This is a genomic window from Kitasatospora sp. NPDC059571, from assembly GCF_042735675.1.
Taxonomy (GTDB): domain Bacteria; phylum Actinomycetota; class Actinomycetes; order Streptomycetales; family Streptomycetaceae; genus Kitasatospora.
Window position 1 is genome coordinate 135,417 of record NZ_JBHWBW010000001.1, and the last position, 6,755, is coordinate 142,171.

At 69.3% G+C, this 6,755-nt stretch carries 6 protein-coding genes and 1 pseudogene; all 7 read left to right on the forward strand.

What is annotated here, in order from left to right; translation table 11 throughout:
• The first annotated feature begins 160 nt into the window (after window positions 1-160).
• Window positions 161-865 carry a hypothetical protein gene (locus ACFV0G_RS00520; RefSeq protein WP_380539156.1) on the forward strand — a complete coding sequence of 235 codons (705 nt, stop codon included), beginning with the start codon at window positions 161-163 and terminating at the stop codon, window positions 863-865.
• Between the two features lie 112 nt (window positions 866-977).
• Window positions 978-2,867: a hypothetical protein gene (locus ACFV0G_RS00525; protein WP_380539159.1), complete on the forward strand. Its 1,890-nt coding sequence runs from the start codon at window positions 978-980 to the stop codon at window positions 2,865-2,867.
• A 25-nt stretch (window positions 2,868-2,892) separates the two neighbouring features.
• Window positions 2,893-3,324 carry a YbaB/EbfC family nucleoid-associated protein gene (locus ACFV0G_RS00530; protein WP_380539162.1) on the forward strand — a complete coding sequence of 144 codons (432 nt, stop codon included), beginning with the start codon at window positions 2,893-2,895 and terminating at the stop codon, window positions 3,322-3,324.
• 56 nt (window positions 3,325-3,380) lie between these two features.
• Complete coding sequence (locus tag ACFV0G_RS00535) at window positions 3,381-3,881, forward strand: hypothetical protein (RefSeq protein ID WP_380539165.1); 501 nt, start codon at window positions 3,381-3,383, stop codon at window positions 3,879-3,881.
• A 210-nt stretch (window positions 3,882-4,091) separates the two neighbouring features.
• Window positions 4,092-4,726, forward strand: a pseudogene (locus ACFV0G_RS00540) (transposase family protein); the annotation flags it as partial.
• A gap of 114 nt (window positions 4,727-4,840) precedes the next feature.
• Entirely contained in the window at window positions 4,841-5,074 is a 234-nt protein-coding gene (locus tag ACFV0G_RS00545) for a hypothetical protein (protein WP_380539168.1), read from the forward strand.
• Window positions 5,075-6,111: 1,037 nt separating this feature from the next.
• Window positions 6,112-6,755: hypothetical protein (locus ACFV0G_RS00550; RefSeq protein ID WP_380539171.1), on the forward strand; the 644-nt coding region annotated here is incomplete at its 3' end.

Consider the following 6,755-nt stretch of genomic DNA (forward strand, 5'->3'; position numbering starts at 1 on the left):
CCACCGGCCGGCCCGCGCTCGCGCGCTTTTTGTGCGGCCCCGCCCGGGGGGGGGTGTCGGGGGGGGCCGCGCGCTTGGGGGCGGGGCCCCCCCCCCCGCCCCTCCCGGGGTGACCCGGGACCTTCAGAGACGGACCATCAGAACGAGGAGCGAGCGATCCATGGCAGCGTCGAGCGGCAGCGGTGGGGGAGGGAACGGCAGCGGCGCCGTTTCCGCTGGGGCCCCGGGCAGCTCCATCCCGGTGTTCAACGGCTGGCAGACACCGGCTCCGCCGGGGGCCGGGTCGGGTGCGGGCAGCAAGGGTGTGGTGGTCACCCCCCACATGCTCCTCAAGCTCGCCAAACAGCTGCGAGACTCCGCGGACCCGCTGCACGGCGTCGAGACTGCGCTCGCCGCTGTCAACCTCACCCGCCCGGGCGCCTTCCAGGACGGCGACGACCTGAAGAAGCACATCGGCTCCGGCAGGGACGGCCGGGTCAAGGACGTCATCGGCAACGTGCACCAGGTCCGTAGCCAGCTGGACAAAGTGGCCACCAAGCTCACCGAGATTGCCCACAAGTACTCCAGTACCCAGGAGTTGAACGAACACCTGGTGGAGGAGCTGACGCCCATCATCGGCAGCGTCTCTTCCGCCCTGTCCCTCGGTACGAGCTCTGCCACCGGTGGCGGTTCGGGCGGCGTCCCGGGTAACGGGCCGTCGGGAGGATCCGGCACTGACGCGTCGGGGGCCAACCCGGGCGGAGGGTCAGTGGACGACTCCGTCCACGAGCAGGTGTCGGGCTGGGACGGCGGCCAAGACTGGGGGACCGGCCTGCCGATTCCTGTCAGTGCGGTCTCGGGTACGCCGGTACTTTCGCCGGCCTGATCCGGCGGCTTTTGAAGATCCGGTGGGACTGGGCAACGAAGCCCACCGGACGGCGATCTTGGCTCCGCACGTGCGGAGCCGCCGTCGGGACAGTTGGTGAAAGGCAGGAACGGTGGGCGATTCCCCGTACGATATCCCCGGTGACAACCCGGACTACGGAACCTGGGATTTCCGGCAGATCCTGCACGTCTTCACCGGCCAGGCACAGGCGTATGAGTCGGCCGCTGGCCTTGCCGCCGGCCAGTCAAGCGTGCCGGATCCGCGCACCCTGTTCCAGGCTGCAACGGCGATCGGCGACACCGGTGCCGCGATGGCTGTCACCCACCACTCCATCAACCAGTTGATCTCCCAGGTGAACCGGGGCGACTGGTGGGCGGGGCCGACGGCCGATGGCTTCAGCCAGATGCTCAGCCAAGCGAACTCGGTGCTGATGGATCACGCCGATGCGCTCTACACCCACCAGAACAGCTTTCACAATGCCGGTTCCGTGTTGTCCCAGGTGCAGGAGAACGTCCTCACCATGTGGGACCGTGCCTGCGCCGCGCTGGCCCAGTGGTGGTACAGCCTGAATCCTATTCAGCAGAGGAACTATGAGTTCGGCAAGTCACCGTATTTGACCCGCGAGCACTTCCCGCCCGTCGAGGTCAAGGACGGCACGACGTACTACAGAGTCGGCGATTTCCCCACGATCGCCGAGCCGCTTACCCAGGCCATGCGGGACCAGCTCAACCAGCTGGCGACCGTCTACCGCACCGAGATCGCAAACACACAGACCCTGGAGGACGTGAATCTCACGGGTGGCGGGCTTGGCGGGACCGGCGGTCCGAATCTGGGAAACATTCCCACTCTGCCGAACCTGCAGTCTCTGCCGGACACGAACGACCTCCTGAAGGGCCTGGGTGGCTCCGGTGGTCCGGGATCGGCGGACGCGGGTGGGGCGGTGCCTCCGCCGCCGGGCTTGGGTGGTCTGGGGTCGGGTGGTGGACCGGCATTCGACGGTGGCGCGGGCCTGGGTGGCTCCGGTGGTCCGGGATCGGCGGACGCGGGTGGGGCGGTGCCTCCGCCGCCGGGCTTGGGTGGTCTGGGGTCGGGTGGTGGACCGGCATTCGACGGTGGCGCGGGCCTGGGTGGCTCCGGTGGTCCGGGATCGGCGGACGCGGGTGGGGCGGTGCCTCCGCCGCCCGGCCTGAGTGGCCTTGCCAGTGCGGGAGGAGCCATTGGTGGGTCGGGCCCGGTCGGTACCGGCAGGGCACTCGGCGGTAGCAGTGCAACCCCGAGTGGTGCTGGCGAGCCCGGGATGCCGCTGATGCCGATGTTCGGGCCGACGTCGTTGCCCGCCGGCTCATCCGGCGCGGCCGCCACGCGATCCGCGTCACTGCCCGCGGGGTCGAACCTGGACCTGGCCGAGCGCGGCCAGGATGGCCTGCCGACCGGACGGATCGGGGCGCCATCTGTCTTGCCGAAGCCTTCCACGGTCAGACCTCCCACGTTCTCAGCGCTTGAGGACACCGCCGTGCCCGGGCCGTCCTCGTTTGCCAAGTCGGCGAAGACTGATCCGCTCCAACAGGAGTTCGCCGACCTGCTCGGCAAGGACCCAAAGGTTGCGGCGTTGACCGCCGCCGCCCGGCAGGAGGCCGGCGCAGGTGCCTTGGGCGAGCCGGGGCAGCCATCCTCGCCAAAGTTCTCGGGCGGGCCCGGCCCGCTGGGTGCCCGGACAGCCGCAGCCGAGATGGGCGCCGAAACGCTCGCCGCCCGAACCGCAGCCGCCGAGACCGGCGCTGTCGGCGCAGCCGGGAGGCTGGCAGGCGCGGCTGGCCCGGCTGGCCCGGCCGGCGGTGGGATGCCCTACATGCCGCCCATGGGTGGCATGGGGCAAGGGCAGCGGCCCGGTGGTGCAGGCGAGCGTGAACGCACCACATGGCTGCTGGAAGACGAGGACGTGTGGGGTGCCACCGAGCGGGACGCTGCCGATGGCGTCATCGGTCGCCCCACCCAACGATGACCGGAACGGCAGAAAGACACACCCTATGGACGACTTCCCGGGCCTGGACCTTGACGAGCTGCGCGAGCGAGTCGAGAGCCGGATGGCCGAGTTCTCCGCGATGCACCAGAAGATGCAGGCGTTGTCCGCCTCTGCCACCTCGGCGCGGCGCCTGCTCACGGTGACCGTCGGTGCCCAGGGCGAGGTGACGGCAGTGAAGTTCCACTCGGACGGCTACCGGTCGATGGCCCCGTCGGAGCTCGAGCACGTGGTCCTGGACACCGTTCAGCGCGCCCGCGCGCAGGTGCTCGAGCAGGTGAAGGGCCTGGTCGCGCCGCTGGCTCCGGCGGGGCTGGACATCGACGACATCATGGCCGGGCGGCTCGACCCCGGCCAGCTTGCGAAGGACCACGTGTTCACCCCGGGCATGGCCTGGGGGGCGCGCGATGCGGGCCCATTCGACGACGAGGACGACTGAACAGCGTCCGACAACAGCGCGGTTTCGGTCACGCACTCGGAAGGAAGGCGACAACGGTGGGTTCCGACTACATGTCCGTCGAGACGGGCGCTCTCGACAAGCACACGAACGACCTGGGGGACCACGCGAACGACCTGCGCCAGCTGTTCGAGCGGTTCAACAGGTCGGTGAACGCCCTCGGCGAGCCTTGGGGGGAGGGAGACTCGTACGCCGAGCAGTTTCGGGAGTGGTACGACCCCGCTCACCGGGACTTGCTGGCATCCCTCCAGAGTGCCATCGCAATGCTCGAGCAGGTCCACGCCGCCACGGGCCAGGCATCGCAGCTCTACAAGCGGGCCGGCGCGCAGTCACAGCAGGATGTCGGGGAACTGGCCCGGGAGATCAGCAGCGCCCCGCAGGTTCCGGCGCAGCCTGGGAAGCTGCCGCAGGGGGGTGCGGCGGGTGGCGAGCCGGTGACGGTGCCCGCGCAGGTGCTGGCGCAGTCGGGGCCGACCCGATCGGAAGGCGACTCGACGTTGGGGCAGAGCCAGCAGGAGGGGACCGCCGACAGCGCTTGATCGCACGCGAATGCAGGGCTGGCACCGTTTCGGCAGGGCTGGCACCGTTTCGGTCTCGCAGGGCCCAGTGAACCTCTTTCAACCTGCCTCGGCCGGGTGAAATACCTGGTCAGGAGAGGTGGAGTGACAGGCGAGGCTCTTGGTCGTTGCGCTGGTGTTCTCTACGCACCGCGCTTCGCCCGAGGAGCCTCGCTTGGTCCCGTGTCGAGCATGCTCGATGTCCCGCACGAGCTCGTCGAGCACGTCTCGTGGCTGATCCACGCCCGAAGGCGTGAAATACGTTCGCGTTGGCGGCGCTCGAGTTACTTCAAGCAAGCCCTGCCCATCCTGGCCCATCTGCGGGAGAACGAGACTCTCGCGCGGCTCGGAGTCGGCTTCGGAGTGTCGCAGGCACCGCCTGGCGGTACGTGGACGAGACCGTCGAGTTCCTGGGCGCGTGGGCGTGCCAGGCCTGCGTGAGGCGCTGGTAGGCCTGGGCGAGGACGACTTCGTGATCGTCGACGGTACCCTGATCCCGACCGACAGGATCAAGTCGGACGAGCCGTACTACTCGCAGAAACACCGCGAGCACGGGATGAACGTGCAGGTCGTCGCCGCCCCGGACAGCACGCCACTGTGGTTCTCCCGAGCACTGCCCGGACGCACCCACGATCTGACCGCGGCCCGCGCCCACGGCGTCGTCCAGGCCTGCCCGACCCGCGAGATCCTGGTCCTGGCGGACCGGGCCTACCAAGGTGCCGGCGCGACCGTCCGCACCCCACTACTACCAGCACCACGAACTGCCCGAGCACTACCAGCAGTACAACCGCGACCACGCCCGCCTACGCGCCCCAGGTGAACCTGCGCGTCGCGGACGCCCTGCACCGGTGTGGCCACCAAGCGGCTCTCGCCCTCGCTGACCACCTCACCGGAAACCCGGCCCGCCACCATGCCACCGGCACCCCCGATGGCAGCAGGCGATGGCCCGGCCACTGTGCGCCCGGCTGTCCGAGGCCGAGTTCCGGGTGCCTGTCTCGCAGGCCAGCACCCTCGTCCAGCACAGGCCTGCCATCGGACACGAGAAGACTGCCGTCCAACAGCGACTCCACCAGGCCCGGCAGCTCTTCCACGTTGCAGACGCGCTGTCCGGCGACGGGCAGGAGCCCGACCGACCAGCCGCCCACGACGCCGCCGCCCGGATGGGAACCCGGTGACGCACCGGAACCCCCGCTGGCTCTTGGTACGGCGCTTCCTCGTGGGCCTACAACGGCGCGACCCCCTCGAAGCGGCAGCGAGTTCGGAGGCCGACGCCGGCCGGATCCCCCCGGGCCCAGGTGGCGGACCGGCAACCGGACGCTGCACCGGGCAGCTCCCGATTCCCCCCTCGGACGTCTTCGAGCGTGGATTCCACCCGGACCGGGCGGACAACCAGCACACGTACGAGGACGGCACCTCCCACAACGTCAGCCTTGACGACTACGTCGCCCTCGGGCATTCCCGGACCAGCGTTAGCACCAAGCGCTGCAGAGGGTAGGCGGAGCAGTGGAGACGGGGCGGCAAGCGCGTGTACGCCATCGATGCGCCCGGCAACGTGGATGTGAACGCCACACTCGGCGTGCGCGAGGAGGACGAAGTCGCCTTCCTGGAGGAATTCACAAGCCCCACGTCGTGGGTGCCCGGGAAGCCCCCGGCCGCGAGGAGTCCCCCACCACGCCAACCCCAACTACGAGGAGCGCCACAGGCGGGACACTCCTCCTCTGGGGGGAGGGCGACGATGAACAGCCAGACCCCTATGGCGCGTGGAGTCACCACTGGCAACACCGCGACGACTCCGACAACGAGAGCCTCGAGTCCGAATCCTCCTTCATCCAAGGTGGTGGCGGCTTCTACGGCTGGACCGGCCTCCGCCCTCCGCCCTCCCCGCGCCGAGTCAGAAGTCCTGAAATCTTGGGCCCGGGTGCCCTTCGTCCTGATCCAAGGTTTGATTACCCTTCACTCTCCATAGGGGCTTCGGCAAGATCGTTCGTTGTCTTCCCGGGCAATTCCGCAGTGCGATTTCCGGAGGGGTGGAGCGGTGAGGCCTGTGGCGGCTCCTGTAGATACCGACGGCTCTTCGTTCGAAATCGTGCATATCCTGCTCCCTCCGAGCCGGGTGGGGTGAGGGGTGTCGTGGGGTCTTCCGCCGTTGCCTCGGGCGGTTTTGAAGTATGTGGCCGGCACGTGGCCTGCGGGCGATGAGGACCAGCTGCAGGTGCTCCTCGACCACTACGAGGAGCTGGCGCGAAGGCTGGGGGCGTCGCAGGATGAGTTGGCGGGGCTTAGCCTGCATGTGGCGGATTGGCGGGGTGATGGGCGGGAGGCCCACGACCGGGGTGTGAGCGAGCTCCTGGAGCACAGCGGGTTGGAGCAGGCCCGTCAGGCGGCGCTGCGCGTCGCGGCGGGTGTGCGGGAGTCGCGGGCCGGTGTGGTCAAGGCGAAGTACCAGGTGCTGGAAATCTCGGTGTGGCTGACGTCGTGGCTTCTCTGGGCGGCTGCCCAGTTTCTCTGGACCCTGGGCGGTTCGGCGGTGGAGGCGGCGGCTGCGGAGACGGTCGCGCAGACGGCGCTGGCCGCGGTGCGCCAGCGGTTGTTGACGGTATTGCAGGCGGCGGCCTCGGGCGCGGGATTCATGGGGGGGATGGACCTCGTCGCGCAGGGGATCGAACTCAAGAACGGCGACATCGACGCCATCAATTGGGAATCCGTGGGGTGGGCGGCGCTGACCGGTGCTGTGGCAGGTGAGGTGGGCCTTGGGCTGGGCCTGGGCTGGCATGGTGCCAAGGGCCTGGTGTCCAAGAGTGTCGGCGAGGCTTTGGGCACCGCGGAGGAGACAGCGGGTGCCGGGGCGGCCTCGTC

What these genes read in the sequence shown, in the direction of transcription:
- ACFV0G_RS00520 (WP_380539156.1), top strand. Translation starts at nt 161, where the DNA reads ATGGCAGCGTCGAGCGGCAGCGGTGGGGGAGGGAACGGCAGCGGCGCC.
- ACFV0G_RS00545 (WP_380539168.1), top strand. Translation starts at nt 4,841, where the DNA reads ATGGCCCGGCCACTGTGCGCCCGGCTGTCCGAGGCCGAGTTCCGGGTG.
- ACFV0G_RS00530 (WP_380539162.1), top strand. Translation starts at nt 2,893, where the DNA reads ATGGACGACTTCCCGGGCCTGGACCTTGACGAGCTGCGCGAGCGAGTC.